The organism is Mesomycoplasma molare, from assembly GCF_024918955.1.
Taxonomy (GTDB): Bacteria; Bacillota_I; Bacilli_A; order Mycoplasmatales; family Metamycoplasmataceae; genus Mesomycoplasma_A; species Mesomycoplasma_A molare.
In genome coordinates this window covers 763,013-786,071 of record NZ_CP103423.1, presented here as the reverse complement: position 1 = coordinate 786,071, position 23,059 = coordinate 763,013, and the positions used below count along the sequence as shown (strand labels likewise).

Here is a 23,059-nt window from a genome sequence, read left to right as displayed (position 1 = left end):
AAGGAGAGTTATGTTAGAAAAAATAAAAAAAATAGTACCGGAAAGTCCTGGTGTATATTTATGAAAAAATAAAGAACAAGAAACAATATATATTGGTAAATCCAAAAATTTAAAAAATAGAATGAGTCAATATTTTAAAGGAACCAAAAATTCTCGTTATACATACAAAATGGTAGAAGAAATTGTGAGTTTTGAATTTTTTGTAACTAAAAATGAAAAAGAAGCCCTTTTATTAGAATTAGATTTAATTACAAATCAAAATCCTAAATATAATATCTTATTAAAAAATAATAAAAGATATCCTTATTTAGTAATTAAAAAAGGCAAAAAATTAACTATAAAAATCGAAAATGAATACAAAAAAGAAAAAAGTAGTTTTTATTTTGGACCTTTTCCTCCAAATTATGGATTATCATACATTTCAGATTATTTAAAGCAACATTTCTTATATGAAAACGGATTAGAAATTGATGAAAAAAAATGAAACCCCACATTAGTTGAAGAAAAATATGCAAAAATAAAAGAAATACTAACAAAAAATCAAAAATCTTTTGCTTTATACTTAGAAAAAAAATATAAAGAGTATATTTTGGATGACAATAAATTAGAATTAGCTCTTCAAATTAGAAAATTTAAAGAAAATTTAGAAAAGAATACAGATCAGGAACAAAATATACAACTTCAAATTGAAGAAGATGTAGATTTTTTTGATATAAGAGAATTCAAAAATTCATATAGTATATCAGTATTTTCTTTTAGATATGGGAATTTATTGTCCATACAAAAGGAAAATTACAAAAAAAGTCTAGAACTAAACTTTTTCCTTTTAGAATATTTAGAAAAGTATTATCAAACCCATTTTCTACCAAATAAAATTGTATTAAATAATCAATTTGAAAATAACAATTTTTCTTTGTTAGAAGAAAATATATTTAAAAAAATAGTCTTTCCTAAAAAAGGAACATTTAAAAAAGTTAGTGAATGAATTGAAGAAAATAGTAAAAAAGAAATTGAAAATACAAAATTCTTAGAAGAAGAGAATAAAAAAGAAGAAATATTGCTAGATTTACAAGAAAAATTAGGATTAAAAAAGTTAAACAATTTTATCATTATAGATAATTCATTTGAAAGACATAGATTTCCTGTAAGTGTAATTTTATTTTATAAAAATGGAGAAAATATAGAAAAACATAATTTTCTAAAATTTCATAATAATTTAAACTATAGCTCAGATGATAAATTTATAAATTTAGGAATAAAAGAGTTTTTTAACAAAAACAGTAAATTAAAAATTGATTTAATTTTTGTCGATGGTGGTCAAATTCAGATTAATTCAGCTCTAAAAGCTTTAGAAATAAACAATATTCCTGTTTTTGGTCTAAAAAAAGATGATAAACACAAAACAAAAGAAATAGTAGATATTAATAATAAAAAATATGTAGTGAAAGAAAACACTTTTCTTTTCTTATCTAATATTCAAGAAAAAGTTGATGAAATAGCGAAAAAATTTCATAATAAATTAAGTAATAGTTATTTAAAAAGTAGGTAAAAATGGAAGAAATTAAAATTATTGAAATAGATGGTTATAAAGTAAAAACTATTGTAAATAAACCTAAATATTCCAGAACTTATATACATATAAGAAAAGGAATTTTACACGTTTATCCGTCGATAAAAATTTCTAGCGATGATGAACTTTTTGAAAAAATAGCGAAATATTTTAGAAAAAATAAAGAACTATATCTAAATTATTCTCCTGAAAAAATAAACTTAGAAGAGAAAATATTTTATTTATTAGGTGAAAAAATTGAATTTAATATAACACAAAATGGTAAATCAATAGTTTTTAGTTGTAAAAAAATACTTGTAGAGGATAAATTATTTAGATCTTTAGCAGCTGTAAAAAAGTTTTTGAAAAATTATTGCGAAGAGAAACTATTGCAACATTTAATTATTAGAACAAATGAAATAGAAAATCAACTAGTTAGAATTCATCATCCGGTATCTATAAATAAAACTTTTAGATATGCATATGCCAGGCATACTAGATTAGGTAAAAAATGTTTGAGAATTGAATATAAACCATCTATTTTTGCTTATTCTAAAGAAATAATAGATTCAATAATATTTCATGAATTAACACATTGTTTATATTCTGCTCATAAAAAAATGTTTTGAAAAACTTTATTTTCTTATTATCCTGAAGAAAAATATAAACTATATGATAAAAAACTAGCATTAAATAATTTCAAATAAATTTAAAAAATATTTTACATTTTTAAATTTTGTGGTAATATATATACAAGCGACCATAGCAAAGGGGATCACCTGATACCATTCCGAACTCAGTAGTTAAGACCTTTTACGCCGAAGATACCAGAGATGGGAAAATAGGGAGTTGCTGCTTTTTTTATACCTTTTTTTGAAATAAGCAACTCTCTTAAAATTAATTTTTAGTTTTTAACATTGTAAATTGAAAATTTTCATTTTTTTTTAATACTTTTTAAATTTTTACTAAAACATAAATATTTTATTTTTTAACTAGGATAATGCTGTTTTGTATTAAACTTGATTTAAAAAATATTAATAAAAAATTTCTCTTTTTTGCATTTTTTAATATCATTTATTTTCTATATATAAAATATAAGAAACAATTGGAGAATTATGCCTAAAAATAAAAAAACTTTTATTCCTTTAATAGCGACAATGACAATGCCGATATTTGGTATTATTTCATGTGGCAATAATGATGATTTTTCACGAAATAATGATCAAAAAAATGGAGAACAAATATATAAATCTAATGAATTGTTTGTTAATAAATTGAATAATGAAAGACTTGAAATTTCAGATAATACAATTTCTAAAATAAAAGAATTTGCTTTTGACAATATCATTAAAAAACAAGATGACGAAACAATAAATATAGAAGAATTGCCAAAAAGTGTAATTATTTTAAATTCACAAGGATTTTACGAAAATAAAAAGGTAACTTGAAACTTAATCGATAATACAAAAGCATTTGACGGATTAGAAATCTTTGGAAATGTAGAAGATAAACCTGAACTTAAAGCTAAAACAATAATAATTACAAGTAATCAAACTAATCAAGATATTTCAGATTCTATTTTATTAGATGATTTTTTAAAAATCAATATACAAAAATCTACTAGAGATGGTTCTAATTCTGGTTCAAATCTTAATAATTTACTAGATAGATCTGATTCTTCTGAAAGTACAGGCTCAATGTGACATAATTGATGGGTTTTTGGAAAAAAACAAAACAACAATATAATCTTTAATTCCGAAACTTTTTTGAATATAAACAAATTAGAAGTTATTTTTGGTAATCCAGGAGATGCTAAAATCAGTAATAAAGTTCCAAAAGAAATTAGAATCAAATATTCAGATGATGGTGTTAATTTAAAAGAAGTAAAAAATCAAAATTTAATAACTGCGGAAGAATTAGGAGAATTTGGTAAACACCACACATGAAACGGTTCTTCAAAAGTATTTAGTATTAATTTTTCACCTATTAAAACTAAATGAATAAATTTTACTTGAGTAGCTCCACAAAATAATAACAATCAAGATTTAGCTATAGCAATAACAGACATGAAATGATTTGGAAAAATTAGTCAAAATAAAAAGGAAGATATAAATATTAATAGTGAAATAGAATTAATAAATTTTGAAAATAAAAATTTTATACTAAATAGCAATAATCAAACTTTTAAAGTAAACAATTTACCTAATGATATTTCAATTAAAAGTAAATCTACTTTTGTTCAAAAAGAAGAAATTTTTTCTAATGAGAATACTAAAATATATAAATTAATTTCCAATAATGATCTTAATATTAAAAATGTTTACACATTAATTTTTAAAAAGGAAAATGAATAAAATGAAAAACAAAAAAATAAAAAAGAAATTAGCATTTTTATTAACTTTAGCTAGTACTGCAACACTTCTTTCATGTTCAACAAGTGAATTAAATCAAGAACAAAAAGGAAATAAAGAAAATAGTCAAGAATTTAAAGAAATAGAGAAATATTTCTCTGATAATGATAGTTCTATCTTTTCTACTATTAAAGAAACGGTTTTAAAAGATTATTTTAGTCAAAGTTTTAATAAAAAAGATTTTAATTCTAGTTTAATTTCTTTTCTTTCTTATTATAAAAAAATCTTCGATTTAAAAGTTGAAAATTCTATTATTAATGATTTAAAAATTAATGAATTTAATAAAGAAGAAATATCTCAAAAATTGTTGTCTTATGACAAAATAGTTAACACAAACTTTTTAATTTTTAAAAACGTAAATGAAATTTTGGTTAAAGATATTGAAGATACATATGTTAAGTTATTAGAAAACAATAAGGCATTAAAATTAGTTAATGATAACTATGTGGATTTTATTAATTTAATTATTGATTCAGAAGTTAATGCTTCATTATTTTCAACTTATTTAAAAAATAATTTTATTGAAATAATTAATTTCAATAAAAAAGATGAAACTTTAAAAAATATAATTTCTTTAAATAAAAACTTACTTTTCATAAATGATTTATTTTTAGAATTTAAAAATCATATTAATAAATTGAATACAGAAAAAGAAGAATTCGAAATATTAAAAGCTTCAATAGTAAAAGAAAATGATCTAACAAGTTTGATTGCTAAAGCAGAAAAAATAAAGAAATCTATTTTAGATAAAATTAAAGAAAACAATCTTGTTTCAGAAGGAATTTCAAAAGAAAAAGAAAAATTATTGAATGAAATAGAGAATGATAGTTTTCTATCAGAAGAAGAAAAAAATAATTTCAAAGAAAAACTTAATAACATTAATTCTTCAACAGAAATTAAAGAATTTATAAAAGAGTTAGATAATTTTAAAAATGATTTAAAAAATAAAATAAATGAAATAATCAACGATGAAAGTTATTTAAATATTTTTTCAAAAGAAGATTATGAAATTTTTAAATTTTATTTACACACTATAGATACAAAAGAAAAATTAACAGATTTTAAGAATAATTTAACCCTTTTAAAAGAAAAAATAACCCTTTTAAAAAATAAAATCCAAGAAATCGAAAATAATATAAATAATAATTCATTAAAACCAGAAACTGCATTGGAATACTATAAAAACAAAGTAAAGGTAGATTATTTATTAAAAGATGAAAAAATTAAACTAAATAATTTATCAAATTTATCAGTTTTTAACGAAAATATAGATAATATTTTAGAAGAAATAAATTTAGTTATTAATAATGATAGTAGTATTAGCGCAAGCGGGAAAACTTTAATTGATTTATTTAGAGAAGAAGCAACAGCAAATTTAACTTATAACTTAAAAGAAAATTTAGATCATTTTGATCTAAATAATTATCTATATTCTGCTTCTATTAATGACAAAAATAATAAAATGTATTTAAACGACGGAGATACAGAAACTATTGATTATGAGATAAAAAACATTTCTTTAAAGAGTGAAAATATAAATGTATTGAATTTGATTATAAAAGCTAGTTTAAAATCTAATCCAAACATTTTTGTTGAATTGCAAAAAGAATTGTCAGGGTTTAATCCAAATAATGATACAAATTCTGTTTTAAATAGTATTAATCCATTAGATATTGATGAAATTTTTAATGTTGATTATAATAAAATAAATCTTTATTCTGAAAGTGAATTTTCATCTCTTTCAATTGACGAGTTAAGTGAGATATTTAGCAAAAAAACAGAAGGAATAGGTAGATTTTTTACTTATAAAATTGCTAATTTTATAGAACTAAGTGATCAAAAAGTTAAATTGAATATTTCTATTGAGCACAATGGAAATTCTGTAAAAAATATTCAATTGTTAACTAAAAATGTAGTTACTTTTAGACCAGAAAATAAAACAAAAGAAGAAATCAAAGATGAACTAGATTTAGCTGAAACTTTAAAGATTATAAATGGAGATATTAAACTATTTTTATCAGCATTGAAATTTAAGAAAGATTCACTAAAAAATCATAGTTATTATATGGCTAAAGAAGCTATAAAAGCGTTTGAAAATGAATATATAATGCCGAAGTTTGGTAAATATGAAGTATATATAAAAAATATTGCTACATTTGACAATAATAATGGTTATGTTTTTGCAAGACTTTCATACAAAGAAAATGGTGAAATCAAACCTAATGCACCAACTTCTAGTCAAAAAGTGATTTACAATTTTAGAAAAATTAATTTTGAAGATATAAATCCTATTAATAATAAATATTTCCAAGAAGAAGATTTTATTAATAAAGATACACAACAAATACCTGCAGAAGATGTCGAAATCTTTAATAACTTAACAGAAGCTAATTTTTCATATCGTTTAGCTGCCGGAAAAACTTACAACGCTGATGATTTTATTAAATATAGATCTTTAAATATAAAAAACTTTATAGAACAAGAGGCGTTTAGAAAATTTGAATATTTTATAACTTTATCTGCGGCTTCAAACAAAAAAGCTAATAATTTAGATAATGAAGATTTTTTAGATTTAAATGTTGGAATTTATGATAAAGACATAGTAATTCAAGATGATAGTGCGGCAATTACAAAAATAAAAAATAATTATTTTGTTTATGCATTTGACTTTAAATTAATAGGAAGAAGAGGATTAGAATTTAAATTAGGTTTTATAAATAAAAAGAACCCTAATTTAAGATATAAATTAGATAAAACATTTTCTTTAATAAACTTGGTAAATGATTATGAACAAGCACTTTATCCAGAAGTTATGCTAAATAATATAAAATATAGCGATTTATCGATAGATCAAAGCGCTTTATCTTCAAAAAGGGCATTTGAATTCAAAAATGACTTGGAATCTTTAAATAGCGCCATTACTTTAAAAACAAATGATGAATATTTAGAATATAAAGGGTTTAAGTTAAACAAAAACAATTTTAAAATAATTGATATTAAAAAAATAAAAAATGATGAAGCATACATTAGATTTGGTACTTTTAAATATGATTATTCATTAAATAAAGATAAAACAATTAAAAGAGAAAAAGTTGAAATTAAAGGAAGCAATTGATACAAAATCTCAGGATTTGCATTAGCTGAAATTAATGAAAATAATCCTAATGAAAATTTAGACTTTAATAATTCTAATTTAGAAACAACTTTTGAAAACAGTACTACAATTAAAAGAAAAAGAGTAATTGAACAATATTGAAAAGATTTAACTTGAACTTTAAATGAAGAATCAAATGTTGCATCATGATTGTTTGATAAAAAATACATTGAAAAAACATTGTTAAATAACTCTTTTAATAGAAAACTAAATTTCCATATTTATGGATATAGATTTATAAATGATTTTAGAAAAAATGCAAGAATTAATTCTAAAATTGATGGTATAAATTTTACAGTTAACTTTGATGAATTATTAGAAAAAGGAACATTAATTGAAGAATTTACTATTCCTAGAACAACTTTAAAAAATAATTCAATTCCTGAAGTAAAAATAAAAGCAATTTTTAATTGAAACGAAGAAAAAGGTATAAAAGTTGCACTAGTTATTTTAGGGAACTCAAATAAAATAGTTATTTCACAACCTGAGAGTTTAACTTTTGCAGAAAATGAAGTTTTTAAACCTGAACAAGCTTTTGTTATGCTACCAGCAGGTGCGAAAGTTAGTTTAGAATATAGCAATTCTATTGAAGAAGAAGAATTTATTGAAACTAATAAATTCAATTACAACGACGTTGATTATAATCAATTAAATCAACCTATTTTATTTTCAAACAATATAGATCAAATTTTAAATAGAGAAGTTTACTTCCCTAACCAAAATGTGCCGTTCAAATTAAATAATGGTTATTTAATGGATTTAGATCCAATTAGATTTAAAACTCAAAGAGAAAATAAATTTGTATCTGGTATTTGGAATAGAACTATGAGATATACTCAAGGAACAGCGACAATGATCGGGAAAGTAAATGATGACCCTAATGATGGAAGATTTTATTTTTTAACAAATCATCATGTTCAAGGAATGGATGACCAAATAAACAATTGATCTGACTATAGTGGCGATAATTTCTTAAAAGAATATACTAATAAAAATTCAAAAACTAAATTTAAATATTATCTAACTGTACCATATGAATATATTAGAAATAATATAAACCCAGGCCCTTCAACAGATGGTGCTGGTTGAGGTATAAATTATGTAAGTGATACAGAAAAAAATCCTGGTTTTGAAGTATCTACAACTTTCGTATGAACAGGACAAAAACAATTAGATAAAAAGACCGGAACTAATGAGATAAATGCAGACTTAACAATAGTTATTTGAGATGTAAAACCCATTATAAAGGCGCTTAAAGAAAGAGGTATGATGCATGCCGCTAAACATTTAGAAAATTGGTTTAATTTAAAAAAATTGTCCTTTAATTGAGAAGCTTCGAAATATTCCTTTATACCCGGACCACATACTAAAGATATTGCTCATATTGGATTCCCTTTAGGAGATCAAAGTGGTTATATAAATCATAGAGCAAAAACTTCAGAAAATTCAGTTACAGTAAATATTCAAAATGACTATGCATTCGTTCGTATAACACAAGGAAACTCTGGTACAGGATTTTTTATGGGAGAAAATGAATACGTATCTACACTTTATGGCGGGCATTTAGGAACGGAACTTTTTGGAAGAAATTATGATACAGAAAATTATAATTATTTCGGTATTAATTGAAACAACGAAGATCCTCTAAGCTTAAAAAATAACAGATCTTTTGCGTCAATGATAATAAGAGCGAATGCTCAAAATCCAAACCTTTATGATTTACCTTGATTTTTAAAATCAGCAAAATCTAATAACTAAAATATCTAGTAAAAATGCTAGATATTTTTATTAATTTAATTTCTTAAAAATCATTGTATTAAATAAAAAAAATGTATAATTTAATAATTATATTATTAAGTCTTGAAAGAATTATGATTAAAGGAGATATATGAGTAAAGAATATGGTGCAAGTAGTATACAATCTTTAGAAGGTCTAGAAGCTGTTAGAAAACGTCCTGGAATGTACGTGGGCGGAACTGGTATAGTAGCATTACATCACTTAATTTGAGAAATTGTTGATAATGCTGTGGACGAAAGTTTAGCTGGATTTGCTAATACAATTGAAGTTGTTCTAACAAAAGATGGTTATGTAAAAATAAGTGATAATGGTAGAGGTATTCCGGTTGATATTCATCCTAAGCACGGCGTATCTGCAGCAGAAGTAGTTTTAACTGTTTTACATGCAGGTGGAAAATTTGACAGTAATGCATATAAAGTTTCAGGAGGACTACATGGTGTTGGTGCTTCAGTTGTAAATGCTTTAAGTTCCCACTTAAAAGTTTGAATAAAAAGAGATAAAAAGATATATTTTCAAGAATTTATTAATGGTGGTAAAAAAGTTGAAGATCTAAAACCGATAGGTGATTGCCTAGAAAATGAAACTGGTACTACAATTATGTTTAAACCCGATTTTGAAATAATGGAAAAACATGATTTCAAATTAGATACTGTAATTGATAGAATAAAACAAACCGCTTATTTAACTAAGGGATTAAAATTCATAGTCGAAGATGAAAGAGTAAACATTAAAAAAGAATTTTATTTTGAGGGCGGAATAATTGATTATATTTCCGAGTTAACAAAAGGATATCAAAAAATTACAGAGAATTCTATTTATGCGGAAGGTGTTTTTAATTTAGGTGAAGAAAAATCAACTGATATAAACGTAGAAGTAGCGTTGCAATACGTTTCAGAGGATAGAGAAGAAATTCTAACTTATGCAAATAACATTTATAACAAAGAAGGCGGAACCCACGAAACAGGATTATTCGACTCACTTTCAAGAATTTTAAATAATTATGCTTTTGAAAATAAGTTTCTAAAAAATGAAACTGATAAATTTTCAAGAGAAGATCTAAAAGAAGGAATGTTTGTTGTTATTTCTATAAAACATAGTGATCCAATGTTTGAAGGACAAACTAAAGGGAAATTAATCAACAAAGATGTAAGACCAGCTGTAAATAAAATATTTTCAGAAGTATTTGAAAGATTTTTAAATGAAAACCCTAGTGAAGCTAGAAAAATAATTGAAAGAAATTTACTTGCTCAAAAAGCTAGAAAAGCAGCTGCTTCCGCAAGAGAAGCTACAAAAAGAAAGAACCCATTTGAAGTTGGTTCTTTACCAGGAAAATTAGCAGACTGTTCTACCAAAAATGCAGAAATTGCAGAATTATATATAGTTGAGGGAAATTCTGCTGGTGGTAGTGCTAAAATGGGTAGAGATCGTCATTATCAAGCCATTTTACCTTTAAGAGGTAAGGTTATTAACTCTCAAAAAACAAGTGATGAAAAAGTATTTAAAAACGAGGAAATCCTTTCTTTAATTACTGCTTTTGGCACAGGAATTGGACCGGAGTTCAATATAAATAAATTAAGATACCATAAAATAGTTATCATGACAGACGCCGATGTCGATGGAGCTCACATTAGAACTTTACTTCTTACTTTTTTATATAGATATTTTAAACCTTTAATTGAATATGGTTTTATTTATATAGCACAACCTCCTTTATACAAAATTTCTTATAACAAAAAAGATGAATATGCCTATAATGATGCTCAAAAAGAAGAAATTTTAAGTAAAATAGGAGATAGTAAATTTTCTATTCAAAGATATAAAGGGCTAGGAGAAATGGATCCTGAACAATTGTGAGAAACTACAATGGACCCAGCAGCTAGAAAAATGCTTCAAGTTCAAATTAAAGACGCCATGATTGCTTCACAAGTGTTTGAACAGCTAATGGGTGAAGAAGTTTTACCTAGACGTGAATTCATTGAAGAAAATGCTAAATTTGTTAAAAATATAGATTTATAAGAAAAAAGTAATATTTGAAATTATAAAATTTAAAATCAAGTGTAAAGTTTAGAAATAAAACACTTGATTTTTATTTCAAAATTACTAATTTAAAAGTAAATAAAAAATAAGCACATTTGCTTATTTAAATAGGTCATTTGTGATATGGTGCCAACAACAGGAATCGAACCTGCGACCCCATCCTTACCATGGATGTGCTCTACCTACTGAGCTATGATGGCATTCTAAATAATATTATACTAAAAAAAATGAAGGTGATAAATATGATGCGTTTTTTTGCTATAAAAAAAGAAGGTAATATTTTTACTTTTTCAAAAGAAACACTTTTACATTTAAAAGTAGCTAGAATTAAAAATGAAAAAATAATATGTTTATTTGAAGAAAAGTTTTACATTTGTCATTTTAAGGATAATGTTGCAATTATAGAATCTGAATTAAAAGAAAATCATGAATATGAAAATCCTGTAATAATAGCTAGCGCAATTATAAATACAAAAAGATTTGAATGATTAATTCAAAAAGCCACAGAATTAGGAGCTACAGATTTATATCCGATTTATACAGAAAATGTTGAACAAAAATTAGGAAATGATATTCAAAAAAAAGTAGAACGTTGAAATGAAATAGCAAAAAATTCAACCCTACAATCATTTAGAAATAAAATAATGAAAGTTCATAATCCTGTCAAATTTAAGGAAATATTAAATTTAAAAGTTAAGAATAAATTTATTGCTCATGAAAAAGAAAAAGCAACAAATTATCAGTACTTTTTTCCACAAGACTCTATATTTTTAATAGGACCAGAAGGTGGTTTTAGCAATAATGAAATAAAAGAAGCTAAAGAACATAATTTTGAACCAATAAGCTTAGGTAAAAGAATATTAAGAGCAGAAACTGCACCACTTTTAATTTTATCTAGAATTAAAGAAAATATATAAAATAAAGTAAAATTTGAATATGAAAAAAATTAAAGCTACATTTAATGATCAGGGAAGAACTTTGTTTAAATTTTTAATAAAATATCTCAATAACGTTCCTTTATCAAAAATTGAAAAATTATTTAGATTAAAAGATGTAAAAATTAATGGTAAAAGAACAAATGATAAAAAATACAAAATAAAAGAAAATGATCTGATCGAAATTTATGGAATTGATAATCAACTAATGAATTCTAGTTTTATAAATGAAAACTCTTATAGCAACATAATAAGAAATTTCGAAATTATATATGAAGATAAAAATATTCTAATTATAAATAAGGATGAAAAAACAGCAATTCATAGTGAAGAAAATAGTTTAGATTTCCAAGTATTAAAATATTTAAAATTTAAGCAAATAGATTCCTTTATACCTTCGCATATAGGGAGAATTGATAAGAACACTTCAGGAATTGTTGTTTATGCAAAAAATTATAATTCTTTAGTTCAGCTTAAAGAGAAACAAAGTTTTTTTGAAAAAATTTATATTTTTAAATCAGACATAATAATAAATGAAAAAACAAAAACTTCTTTTTATCTAGAAAAAGATGATAAAAAGAGAAAAATGAAGGTAGTAGAAAAATCTAAAGACTTAGCTATAACTGAGTTTTTCATGGAAAATAACAAAAAATTAGCTAAATTAATAACGGGTAAAAAACATCAAATTAGAGTTACATTATCAAAAATGGGTTTTCCAATCTATGGCGATAAAAAATACGGAGGAAAAAAAGATTTTAGACTATTTTTACATTCTTATAGAATAAAGTTTAATAACTTAACAGATGAATTAGATTATTTAAATAATAAAGAATTTATTTGTTTTCCAAAATGATAGGAGATAGCAATGAAGAGAGAAAAAATAATTGAATTAGCCAAAATATTAAAATTAATTCCAACTGAAGAAGTAATAGAATCATTAGAAAAAGAATTTGAAGAAATAAATAAAATGTTAGAAGAATTTAAACAAATTGATGTAACTAATATTGAACCACTAACAAGATTAACAGAAGTTCAACCTTTTTCTTTAACAAGAGAAGATTTAGAAAAAGAAAATAGTAATAATAAAGAAATTTTACTTAAAAATGCATCAAATAAAAATGAAGATTATGTCGTAATTGAAAGGGTAATAAATGATTAAAAATAAAGGAAATTTTGAATCAGCTTTTAAAGAATTAAGTAATAATACAAATAATTCTGTTTCTTTTTTATTTGATAAAAAAATAAATCAAAATAGCGGTATTTTAAGTGATACAGTTTTTACAATAAAAGATGTTTTTGCAACCAAAAATGCTAAAACGCAAGCTTCTTCACTTTTACTAGAAGATTTCTATCCATCTTATGATGCTACAGTAGTAAAAAAACTTATAGAAAACGGAGCTATTCCTGTTGCGAAGGTTCATAACGATGAATTAGCATTAGGTGGAGAAGGAATATATTCATATTGAGGGAATATTACTAATCCTTTAGATTCAAAAAGAAAAGTAGGGGGATCTTCATCTGGTTCAGCAGCTACTTTAACAGAAAATATTTCTTTTGCTTTGGCTTCAGATACAGGAGATTCAGTTAGATTACCTGCTTCATTTATAGGAAAGGTTGGTTTTAAACCTAGTTATGGCGCAGTGTCTAGATTTGGAATGTTTGCTTATGCTTCTTCTTTAGATACAGTGGCTTGATTTTCTCATAACGTAAATGATATTATAGAAGTTTCTAAGGTACTATATGGAAAAGATGAAAACGACCTTACTTCTAAAGATTTAAAAATTAAAAACGACCTCACTTCAAAAAAACCACTTAAATTAGCTTATTTAGACATTGATAAGAAATTATTAAGTGAAGACGTATATAAATCTTATTATCTTCTTGTAGAAAAATTAAAAGAAAAAACTAAATTAAAATCAATTAAACCAGATGTTCATTTATTTAAAGCTATAAAACCTGTATATGATATTATTTCTTATTCAGAAGCTTCATCAAATTTGTCTAATTTAAATGGTATAGCATTTGCTAAAAGAAAAGGTGGTTCTGATTGAAGTGAAATAATGACTCAAGTTAGATCTAAAGGTTTTGGAAAAATGGTTCAAAGAAGACTAATTTTAGGTTCATACTTTTTAGAAAAAGATAACCAAGAAGAATTATTTTTAAAAGCGCAAAAAATAAGAAGATTAATTAAAAATTATTTTGACAAAATTTATAGTGAATATGATGCTCTTATTTATCCAGCTTCACCAAGTATTGCTCCATTATTTGGTTCAAAAGAAAAATATGACTATATGGATTATATTTTAACTTCTTCTAATTTAACAGGAAGTCCTTCTTTAACTTTAAAATTAGGTGAAGATAAAAAAAATAACTTACCTTTCAATATAGCTATAGATTCTAAAATTGATAATGATGAAAATTTACTTTCATATGCATTATGATTAGAAAAAGAAATAAAAGAGGTGGAAAATGAGTAAATATAATGTAGTTATTGGAATTGAAATTCATTTAGAACTAAATACTCAAACAAAAATGTTTTCTCCTGCAAAAAATTCATTCCATTCATCACCTAATACAAATATAGATTTAATTGATTTAGCTTATCCCGGAACATTGCCTTTAGTTAATAAAGAATCAATAATAAAAGCAATTAAGTTGGCAAAAGCATTAAAAATGGAAATTGATAATGAAATTCATTTTGATAGAAAAAATTACTTTTATCCAGATCTACCCAAAGGATTTCAAATAACACAACAATTTAGACCAATTGGAAAAAACGGAAAAATTAGTTTCAAAATTAATGATAATGATTCTGAAATTTCTATTGAAAGAATTCATTTAGAAGAAGATACAGCAAAACAAATTCATACTACTGATGGAACTTTTTTAGACTACAACAGAGCAGGAGTCCCTTTAATTGAAATAGTTTCTAACCCTGTAATTAGCAGTGGAGAACAAGCTGCAAAGTATGTTGAAAATATTGCAAAAATTTCAAAATATTTAAATATATCAGATGCAAAATTAGAAGAAGGTTCTTTAAGGGCTGATATTAACATCTCATTGAATGAAAAAGGAAAACCTTTTGGAACAAAGGTCGAAATTAAAAATATTAACTCTTTATCAAATATTAAAAAAGCAATCGAATTAGAAATTAAAGAGCAAGAACAAAAGTTAGATAACGGAGAAAAAATATTACAACAAACTAAGAGATTTGACGATAATTTACAACAAAACATAGTTATGAGAGAAAAAACTGGAGCAATTGATTATAGATATTTTCCAGAACCTAATATTCCTGTAATTAAATTAGAAAAAGATTTCATTGAAAATATTCAACTTCCAAAATTACATTGAGAATGAGAAGAAGAATTAAAATCTTGAAAAATAAAAGAAAATTACATTGAACAGCTGTTAAATAACATAGATTGATTATTATTTTTTTCAAAAATCACTTTTCCAGATAAAGAAAAAGTTTCAAAATTTTTCTTTTCAGAAATAGTTCCTTATATAAAAGAAAAAGGAATAGAAAAATTAAATATTCAAATAAATGACATTGAAAATATTTTACTTTTAGAACAAGAAGGGAAAATTTCCTCTAAACAAAGTAAAGAACTTGTAAGTTATAAAGAAAATGAAAATTTATCAATAGAAGAATTAATTAAAAAATATAATATTATTCAAATTGATAATGATTCTTTAATTTATGAAATTATTGATAAGCATATATTAAACAATCCAGAACTATTAAATGAATATATAAATAGACCTGAAAGAGTAATGAAATTCCTTTTAGGACAAATTATGAAAGAAACTAAAGGACAAGCTAATCCTCAAAAAGCTAACAAGATGACCTTAGAATATATAGAAAACAAAATAAAAGGAAAAAATGAATAAGAAGAAAAAAATAATAATAACTACATCTGCCTTATTATTGCTTTTAGTTAGTGGTACAGCTGCCGGTATAACAGCATCAGTTTTATCTTCAAATAATTCAAATGATAAAATTGATGAACTCAAAAAAAGTAAAATGATCTATAATGAATTACTAAATTCTAAAACAATATTTTGAACAGAAAAATTAAAAGAAACAATTTTAAATTTACAAGAATCATCAAAAGCTGAAAATAATCTTAAATATTTCGAATTGGAATTTGTTAATAAATTTAGGACAATGTTAGTTAATTTAACTTCTTGAAATGAAAATTACAAAAAGTTAAATGAAACAAAGATTAATTCTGAATTTAAATCTATTTTAGACGATGCATTAACATATAGTTTTCAAAATTTATTAAACGAATTTGATAAAGAAATAAAAGAATTAAATGTTGAAAATTTAAATTTAGACATTGTAATAAATAAAGATTTTATAAAAATCGAAGAACAAGAAAAAGAGATTAAAAAATATTTAGAAACAGTTAAAAATAATGAAGATTATTTCAATAGAATAATTGATGCAAAAAACACTAATTTATTTACTGAAACTTTCTTTCAAAGCGTTTTAAACAATGCCAAAAATGATTTAGTTAAAAACAAGGATTTCCAAAATTCTGCAGAATTATTTGAAAATATCGCTTCTATTATAAAGAGAAATAATGAAATTATAAAATCTTATGATTCAAAATATCAAGATGATGCCAAATATCAAGAATTAAAAAATGAATATTTAAAATATATAGAAAATGATAAATTAAATTCTTCAATAATTAGCCCAGAATTAAAAGAAAATCTAGAAAAAACTTACAATGACATTAAAGCTTATATAACATCGAAATCTGAAAATGATCCAGAGTTAAAAGCACTCAAGTTAAGCACTAAAGAAAAAGTTGCTAATTTTAATTTTTTAACAGATTTACACAAACAAAAATACAATGAAGATATTGATGCATCGATAATAGCTTTAGAAATTTCTGAAATCGAGAAATTAGCTTCACAATACAATCAAATAACAGAGTTATTAATAGAAGAAATTAGCATTTCTGAAAATACAAAACAAACAGAAAAATATTTAAATGCTTCTAATAAAACAGAATTTGATAATTTATTATCAGAATTATTAAATTTCATAAGCAATAATCATCTAAAATTAGATAATAATTTTTTATCTAACTTAAATAAAAAAGACGAAATTAACGAAAAGATTTTAGAATTAAGAAATTTAAGACAAGAATTAAATGGTGATTTAAGCAGTGCTGAAATGGATGAATTTAGAGCGATGGTGGAATCTAATTTAAGAGTAGAATTAAATCCTAATTTAGCCAAATACGGCTTAAATGAAACTTTATTTAGTGCTTCAATTAACGAAGAAAATAAAGATATATTACTTTCTAATAATAAAATTACAGATGTTTCATTAAAAATTAAAGAACTGCATTTAAATACAGAAAACTTTAATGAATTAAGTGTTGTTTATAAAGCGCAAAGTAATATTGATAAATCTAAAGTTGTAGATGTTGTAAAAACATTATCATTTAATAATAATGTTCAAGAAATTATTAATTCTATAAATTTCAACAACTTAGATGAAGCGTTTGATTTTTCTTATGATGAACTAGAAACTATGTATAAGTCTGATATTGAGAACAATTTCGAAAAACAAGAACAATTATTCAAAAATAAAAAAAGAGTTATAAATAATTTCTTTACATACCGTTTAATAGAAAATAGTTTTTCTTACGATGAAAATAAAAAAATAACTTTTAAAATGGGTATTTTTCATGAAAAAGATAAAATTAAAGAACTTAACCTTTCAACAGAAAATGTAATAAATTTTAAATCTGAATTATTAAAAAAAGTTACTATAACTCCAAAGGATATTTGATTAAATTCAAAATTTTATGCAGATCCAGATACTTATTATGATTTTACAAACAACGAGGATTTCCGAGAATATAGTAATAACCTAATTCAAAGAGTACTTTTTAATCATTGATTTAAAAAAGACGTTTTTGAACCAATTCAAAAAACTTTTGATGACTTAAAAGGAAAGACATTAAAAACAGCTTTAGATAAACTTTCTGGATCTTCAAAATCCGGAGAAATGACAAAAGAAGAAATAGATAGAGTATTTAGCAAAATATTTGCAGATAATGTTCTTTTTAATATTGAAAAAGAAGACGGTGTCACAGTAGAAAACATTAATTTTAGTGATGTAGATAGATATAGTATTTCAGCAGAACACTATTCTATATTTAAATTTAGAATTTCTAAAGGAAATGAAACAGCAGAACTTAAATATTATTTAAACACTTCAAAAACTTCTGCAAGCGAACAAGACTTAAAAGATGAACAAGAAATATTAAAATTTATAACCGAAAAAGAAACGATAAATAAAAAAGAAGTGTCCTCTGCTAAAAAGATTTTTAGTAATTTAAAATTTAAAGAAAAAGGTAGAACACATAGTTTATATAATGCGAAAGATGCAATAAAAGCCTTTGATGAATCATATATTCTACCTAAAATAGGAAAATATCAAATTTTTGTCAAAGAAGTAAAAGAAGTTGTTCACAATAGCGGAGCAACAAATGGCGGACAAGCAAAAATTTTCTTCTGATATAAAAAAAATGGTGTTGAAGTACCATTACCTAGAGTTAACTCTAATAAATTTATAGAAGAACATACAAAAACAATTAACTATTTTAAACCATTAAGTTATAGAGATATTAAGCCAAGAAATTCATCTAATCAATGATTTACACAAGAAGACTTTAATACTTCTAACATTGACGAAAATGATAAATCAATTATAAATAAAATTAACAGTACAAACTTTGATCATAGAAAAGTAGACGGGGTAATTGCTAAAGGAAATAATTTAAAATTTAGAGTATTAGATCCAAAAGATATTATCGATCAAAATGCTCCAGAAATGTTGAATTTTCTTTTACAACTAAAAGTTACAAATCAAACTGGTGATTCAAATAATTCTGGATTTACAAGCATTGAAAGTAGTGGAGTAAATAAAAATCCAGACGACGCAGACGTTAGTCAAAATCAAAACAAAAATTCTTCCGGATTCTTTAGTTCAGATGTAAGTATATCAAGCCCTTCGGATCCATCAAACGACGCAGACACTAATAGAATTGTACAAAATTACTTTATGTATTTCTATGATGTTAGAAATAATGCTCCAGGTACTATAACTTTTAAATTAGGCTTTATAAATAAACAAGATACTACTAAAAGATATAGTAATAATAAAGATATTACTTTAGTAAATTTAACTAATGATTATAAAGAAAATTTATATCCCGAAATTATTTTAAATTCAATTAAATATAGTGATCTAGACATTAAAAATACTGAAATTAGTACTATTAGTGCAAATGAATTTAAATCTAAAGTAGAAAACAATTCGAGTGATTTAAAAAGATTTGTAAACTTTAGAAATTCAGTATTTACATATAACAATTTTTCAATTAATTCAGAAAATATATCTATACTAGAAGTTAAAAATATAGAAAATAATTCTGCATATATTAGGTTAAAATATACTAATCCAAAAAATAACAATGCAATTTTAAAAGGGAATAATTGATATAAAATAACAGGTTTTGCTAATTCTATAAATCAAAATGAAAACTTAACATTTGAAAGAAGTCAATTACAAACAATATACAAATCAAGTTCTGAAATAAAAAGAACAAGAGAATTAGAACCTTATTACAAAGATTTAATGTGACAATTCGATGAAAAAACTGAAATTGCAAGTTGAACATTAGATAAAAAATATATAGAAAAAACATTTTTAACTAATTCTAGTCGTGAAAGAAAAATTAGATTACATCTTTATGCTAATACATTAGTGCAAAACGATTTTAGATTAAAAAATATAATTGACGAAGATAGAGGATATAATTTTGAGTTTGATTTTGAACAATTAATAAGCGGTCAAGCTTTAAAATTAAGACAAGAAAGTAGACAAATAAATAAATTTAGCACACGCGGAGACCATCCAAGGTTTTTCTTTAATATATCTGCAAAATATGATGTTGAAAAAGGGATTATTTTTTCAGTAGAAATAGAAGATAAACAATATAAATTATTCATAGGAAATCCTTATAAAGAAGTAATTACTTTAGCGGAAACTAGAGATGAATCAAAATTCGATACTTTCGATAAAAATAAAGCATTTTTAATAAATAATGCAGGAGCTTCTATCAAAATAGAATATACAAACAACATAGAGCATGAAGATTTTATGCAACAAACTAATTTATTTAGTTACAAAAACTTAGATTATAATCAAGAAAATCAACCTATTACATTCTTTACTTCTGAAGAGGTTATTTTAGACAAAGGTTATAATCCAAATCAAAATGTTCCTTTTGAATTACACAATGGATATAAACAAGATAATGAATTTATGCATAAATCATGAAAAAATATTCCTTTAGTTAATGATGTAAAATCTAGAGCAATAGCTTATGGTTTTGGATCAGCTACTATGTTTGGAAAAGTAAGCAATGATCCATCTGATGGTAAATTTTATATAATTACAAATAATCATGTTCAACATGTTTCTAAATTTACTGAATTTGATAATAACTTACCAATTTCAGTTGGTGGAAAATACATAGTTAGATCAGGTGATAATTTTGATAATAATGTTGAACCTGGATTTTCTTATTGATCCGGTTCAAATAGATTTGATGGTGCAAATGTTGGAGTAGTTTGATCAGGAGTTCAACAATTAAATAAAAAAGGTGAAGAAAATAAAACGGGTAATTTTGTTGACGTTACTGTATTTATAGTAGATGCTAATGTTTTAATAGCCAAAGCAAAAGAACAAGGTAAAATGGATATGGTTCAATTTTTTGAAAATTGATTTACTATTGGGAATAGCAAATTAGACCATACAGGAGTTAAAGAATCTATTATATTAGGGCCTAATATTAAAAATTTTGCTTTAAATGGTTTCCCATACGGAAAACAATCAGGTTATATAATTAACAGAGCAAGTACTTCAACAGGTAATGTAGGACTATTTAGACAACAAGGGTATGCTCCTTCTTTCTTTAATGCAGGAAATTCAGGTACAGGGTTAATTGGTGATGGCGGAAGTTATATATCAACAATAAATTCCGGTGCACCTTTAACTTTCTTACAATCTTGAAACTATGACACAATTAATAATAATTACTTTGGAATAAATCAAGATAATGAAGATCCATTATTATTAGAAAATACTAAATCATTATTTGCTCAAATGTTAAAACTAAATATTCAAAAACCATTAGAATATAGTATTCCATGATTTATTAAAAAAATAACAAAATAATTTTACTGACACTTTAGAGTGTTAGTTTTTTTATTTATTTTTTTTAAATTTTCAAAAGAATTTAGTTTTCTTATATAATAAAATAACTATGGAAAATTCAATGTATAAATCTTTACTTTCTATAAAAGAAAAATATGAAGAATTAAATAATAAATTATTAGACGAAACATTAATGCAAGATATAAAAAAATATACTCAAATAACAAGAGAAATTTCTTCCATTAAAGCAATTGTAGAGACATTTGATAAATATTTATTGTTAGAAAATAACTTAAAGGAGGCTAAAAGTTTACTTTCAGAAAAAGATCCTGAAATTATAAATTTTGCAAAATCAGAAATTTCAAGTGCTGAAGAAAAAATGCCTATTTTAGAAAAAGAATTAATTATTCTTTTATTACCAAAAGATGAAAATGATGAAAGAAATGTCATAATGGAAATTAGAGGAGCAGCAGGAGGAGACGAAGCAAATATTTTTGCAGGTGATTTATTTAAAATGTATTCTAAGTGAGCTGATGCAAATGACATGAATGTGAAAGTTTTAGATTCTACTTTTGCTGCTTCCGGAGGATTTACTCAAATTGTTTTTTCAATAAGTGGAGAAAAGGCTTATTCTAAGTTAAAGTTTGAATCAGGAGTACATAGAGTACAAAGAATTCCAGAAACCGAAACACAAGGAAGAGTTCATACATCTACTGCTACTGTTACTGTTATGCCTGAAGCAGATGAAGATGTAGAAATTGAGATAAACACTAGCGATATAAGAGTAGATACATTTAGGTCTTCAGGTGCGGGTGGTCAATCAGTTAATACCACAGATTCAGCTGTTAGAATTACCCATATACCAACTGGAGTTATAGCTACATCACAAGATGGAAGAAGTCAAATTGCAAACAAAGAATTAGCAATGAAAATTTTAAAAACAAGATTATATGAATTAGAAATTAGAAAAAAACAAGAAGTAGAAGGCGCTTTTAGAAAATTAGCAGGTTCTGGAGCAAGAAGTGAAAAAATTAGAACCTATAATTATCCTCAAGATAGAATAACAGACCATAGAATTGGATTTTCAACTTCATTAAAAAATGTTATTGTAGGGCAACTTAACCCTATAATTGAAGCTTTATTAGCGGAAGAACAAGCGGAAAAAATTAAAAATGCCGGACTTTAATTCAAGAAAAGAAGCCCTTTTAAGAGAAAAAATACGCTATAACATGGAATTAACCATAACACCTGAAGAGAAAGAAAAATTAAAAACAAGCATGCCTATTCAACAAATAATAGGTTTTGTACAAATGGATAATTTAAAATTTATTATTTCAGATGATAAGGTTTTGATTCCTAGATATGAAACAGAAGAAGTTATTAATTCTGCTTTAGATTTTTTAGATTCGAATTCTGTTGTGTTAGATATGTGTTCAGGTTCTGGTTTTATTGGACTTACTATTTTTGATAAGAAAAAATGTTTTGTAACAATGGTGGATAACGATCCGAATGCAATTTCGAAAATTAAACTAAATCAAAAAGTAAATAATATATATTCTAATAAAATAGAAATTATTGAATCTGATCTTTTTAAAAACTTAGATGTAAATAAAAAATATGATTTAATTATTTCTAATCCCCCTTATATTCCTAAAAATGTATTATTAGATGAAAGTGTAACTTTATGAGAAAATGAAAATGCTCTTTTTGCAGAAGATGAAGGTAATTATTTTTATAAAAGGATAATAGAAGATGGTAAAAAATTTTTAAAAAAAAATGGTATCATGATTTTTGAAATTTCCCCTTGAAATTTAACTTTTTTCAAAAATTTAAAAATGAATATCGAGGTAATTAAAGATATTAATAATAAAGAAAGAATAGTGATAATAAAACAATAAAAATATAGGATTTTTCCTATG

At 24.0% G+C, this 23,059-nt stretch carries 13 protein-coding genes, 1 tRNA gene and 1 rRNA gene; 14 read left to right on the top strand and 1 reads right to left on the bottom strand.

All coding sequences use genetic code 4. The features are described from left to right. Positions 1-10 precede the first annotated feature (10 nt). The 6 genes from NX772_RS03625 (at position 11) to gyrB (ending at position 10,928) form a co-directional block, all read left to right on the top strand. Entirely contained in the window at positions 11-1,549 is a 1,539-nt protein-coding gene (locus NX772_RS03625) for a GIY-YIG nuclease family protein (protein WP_027123403.1), read from the top strand. A gap of 2 nt (positions 1,550-1,551) precedes the next feature. Next, positions 1,552-2,256, top strand: a complete 705-nt coding sequence (locus NX772_RS03620; protein ID WP_027123404.1) for a YgjP-like metallopeptidase domain-containing protein — start codon at positions 1,552-1,554, stop codon at positions 2,254-2,256. Between the two features lie 45 nt (positions 2,257-2,301). Next, positions 2,302-2,407 (top strand): 5S ribosomal RNA (gene rrf / locus NX772_RS03615). 257 nt (positions 2,408-2,664) lie between these two features. After that, entirely contained in the window at positions 2,665-3,903 is a 1,239-nt protein-coding gene (locus NX772_RS03610) for a hypothetical protein (protein ID WP_027123405.1), read from the top strand. 1 nt (position 3,904) lies between these two features. Beyond that, the gene (locus NX772_RS03605) at positions 3,905-8,872 is read left to right on the top strand and encodes an MGA_1079 family surface serine endopeptidase (RefSeq protein WP_027123406.1); all 4,968 of its coding nucleotides are present in this window, start codon (positions 3,905-3,907) and stop codon (positions 8,870-8,872) included. Between the two features lie 130 nt (positions 8,873-9,002). Beyond that, the gene (gene gyrB / locus NX772_RS03600; protein WP_027123407.1) at positions 9,003-10,928 is read left to right on the top strand and encodes a DNA topoisomerase (ATP-hydrolyzing) subunit B; all 1,926 of its coding nucleotides are present in this window, start codon (positions 9,003-9,005) and stop codon (positions 10,926-10,928) included. 145 nt (positions 10,929-11,073) lie between these two features. On the opposite strand, the gene NX772_RS03595 is transcribed toward gyrB, so the two are convergent. Then, positions 11,074-11,149: transfer RNA gene (locus NX772_RS03595), tRNA-Thr, on the bottom strand. A gap of 42 nt (positions 11,150-11,191) precedes the next feature. Between NX772_RS03595 and NX772_RS03590 the strand changes: the two genes are divergently transcribed. The 8 genes from NX772_RS03590 (at position 11,192) to NX772_RS03555 (ending at position 23,038) form a co-directional block, all read left to right on the top strand. Continuing rightward, positions 11,192-11,866 carry a 16S rRNA (uracil(1498)-N(3))-methyltransferase gene (locus NX772_RS03590; protein ID WP_259429366.1) on the top strand — a complete coding sequence of 225 codons (675 nt, stop codon included), beginning with the start codon at positions 11,192-11,194 and terminating at the stop codon, positions 11,864-11,866. Positions 11,867-11,885: 19 nt separating this feature from the next. Then, positions 11,886-12,740 carry an RluA family pseudouridine synthase gene (locus NX772_RS03585; RefSeq protein WP_027123409.1) on the top strand — a complete coding sequence of 285 codons (855 nt, stop codon included), beginning with the start codon at positions 11,886-11,888 and terminating at the stop codon, positions 12,738-12,740. A gap of 9 nt (positions 12,741-12,749) precedes the next feature. Next, positions 12,750-13,043 (top strand): Asp-tRNA(Asn)/Glu-tRNA(Gln) amidotransferase subunit GatC, encoded by a 294-nt coding sequence (locus NX772_RS03580; protein WP_027123410.1) that lies wholly within the window; start codon positions 12,750-12,752, stop codon positions 13,041-13,043. Then, complete coding sequence (locus NX772_RS03575) at positions 13,036-14,361, top strand: amidase family protein (RefSeq protein ID WP_027123411.1); 1,326 nt, start codon at positions 13,036-13,038, stop codon at positions 14,359-14,361. The genes NX772_RS03580 and NX772_RS03575 overlap by 8 nt, the downstream gene beginning before the upstream one ends. Further along, positions 14,354-15,778, top strand: coding sequence for an Asp-tRNA(Asn)/Glu-tRNA(Gln) amidotransferase subunit GatB (gatB, locus tag NX772_RS03570; RefSeq protein WP_027123412.1), 1,425 nt, complete (start codon positions 14,354-14,356; stop codon positions 15,776-15,778). The genes NX772_RS03575 and gatB overlap by 8 nt, the downstream gene beginning before the upstream one ends. Beyond that, positions 15,771-21,161 carry an MGA_1079 family surface serine endopeptidase gene (locus NX772_RS03565; RefSeq protein ID WP_027123413.1) on the top strand — a complete coding sequence of 1,797 codons (5,391 nt, stop codon included), beginning with the start codon at positions 15,771-15,773 and terminating at the stop codon, positions 21,159-21,161. Before gatB ends, NX772_RS03565 begins: the two co-directional genes overlap by 8 nt. An 88-nt stretch (positions 21,162-21,249) precedes the next feature. Further along, on the top strand, positions 21,250-22,326 hold the full coding sequence (gene prfA / locus NX772_RS03560; RefSeq protein WP_027123414.1) for a peptide chain release factor 1: 1,077 nt from the start codon (positions 21,250-21,252) through the stop codon (positions 22,324-22,326). Beyond that, positions 22,313-23,038, top strand: coding sequence for a peptide chain release factor N(5)-glutamine methyltransferase (locus NX772_RS03555; RefSeq protein ID WP_027123415.1), 726 nt, complete (start codon positions 22,313-22,315; stop codon positions 23,036-23,038). The genes prfA and NX772_RS03555 overlap by 14 nt, the downstream gene beginning before the upstream one ends. Positions 23,039-23,059: the final 21 nt, after the last annotated feature.